The following is a 706-nucleotide window of genomic DNA, read 5'->3' as shown; positions in this document are numbered from 1 at the left end:
GATGAAGTGACTTCCTTCCAGGTCGAAATCCAGGATTTTCATTGTAAACTCCTATCTTTCCAAGTCCAGCCCGTCCAGCTCATAGTCTGAAACAGGCGGTTCAAAGGCCGTATCATAGGTCACATCATCAAGCTGCCGGATTGCGTCCAGACGGGCCGCTGCCTGCGGATCAGTAACAAGTTCCTGTTCCAGCAGGGCGTCTGCAACGATGGCGTTGGAAACCGGGTCGGTAAAACAAAGGTTCTCACCGTCCTGTGCAGCCTGTTCCATCACAGATTCCGGCAGGATTTCTTCGGCAAGGGCCTTCGGCACTTCCAGCCCACGTTTCTTTGTGCCGACGATCTCGTAAATGCCCACGGCGATCTCCCCGCAGGTGATGATGTTTCCCCAAATATCAGGATTCGGGCGTCCATCACGCATACTTTCTCCCTCCATCTTCCTCATAAGGCATATAGGCTATGACGGTGAGGTAATCCGTACCCAGGCGCCGCAAAAGAGCATCCTGATGTTCCATGACCTGATCGACGATATGCTCCGGGCAGTATTTCATCAGGTCGGCCACATATTGCCCTACATCCAAGCCAATGGGATGCGCCAGGTATTCTTCGTCCGTCATGCCCTCAAGCTGCTGGTTCAGCCCGTATTTATACATCAGGAAACGGGCGATAGCGATGGTCTGATTTCTCTTGCTGCTCATTCTTGCTAT

The 706-nt window shown here is 52.5% G+C and carries 2 protein-coding genes; both read right to left on the bottom strand.

Features of this window, described 5'->3' with window-relative positions; translation table 11 throughout:
• Positions 1-51: 51 nt before the first annotated feature.
• On the bottom strand, positions 52-420 hold the full coding sequence (locus tag H8S57_RS16900; RefSeq protein ID WP_055180680.1) for a hypothetical protein: 369 nt from the start codon (positions 418-420) through the stop codon (positions 52-54).
• The coding region (locus H8S57_RS16895) for an aldo-keto reductase family protein (RefSeq protein ID WP_369807658.1) at positions 413-706 on the bottom strand (294 nt) is incomplete at its 5' end. The genes H8S57_RS16900 and H8S57_RS16895, both read right to left, overlap by 8 nt.

The sequence above is a fragment of the Lawsonibacter hominis genome (assembly GCF_014287895.1).
Classification (GTDB): Bacteria; Bacillota; Clostridia; order Oscillospirales; family Oscillospiraceae; genus Lawsonibacter_A; species Lawsonibacter_A hominis.
The sequence above is the reverse complement of the archived record's forward strand: the minus strand, read 5'-3'. Positions and strand labels throughout refer to the sequence as shown.